General features: G+C 72.9%; 1 protein-coding gene. It reads left to right on the top strand.

Annotated features, from left to right (window positions below; genetic code table 11):
- Positions 1 to 512, top strand: a 512-nt coding sequence (locus ACR9ZK_RS21665; RefSeq protein WP_481344026.1) for a PKD domain-containing protein, incomplete at both ends; no start/stop codon positions are given.

Here is a 512-nt window from a genome sequence, read left to right as displayed (position 1 = left end):
ACCAACACCTCCGGCCTGACCGCGACCGCCCAGAAGACGGTCACCGTCTCCGCGGCGATCCGGCCGCCGACGGCCGCGCTGTCCGTGACCCCGTCCAGCGGCACGGCACCCGTCGCCGTCACCGCCGACGCGTCCGCCTCCACCGACCCGCAGGGGCAGACCCTGTCCTACGCCTTCGACTTCGGCGACGGCACCATCACCGGCACCTCCACCTCAGCCACCGCGACGCACAGCTACACGACCGCCGGCAGCTACACCGTCACGGTCACCGTCACCAACACCTCCGGCCTGACCTCCACCGCCCAGAAGACGGTCACCGTCGCAGCGGCGATCCGGCCACCGACGGCCGCCCTGTCCGTGACCCCGTCCAGCGGCACCGCACCCGTCGCCGTCACCGCCGACGCCTCCGCCTCCACCGACCCGCAGGGGCAGACCCTGTCGTACGCCTTCGACTTCGGCGACGGCACCATCACCGGCACCTCCACCTCGGCCACCGCGACGCACAGCTACAC

Source organism: Monashia sp. HAY1-5C, from assembly GCF_056755255.1.
The sequence above is the reverse complement of the archived record's forward strand: the minus strand, read 5'-3'. Positions and strand labels throughout refer to the sequence as shown.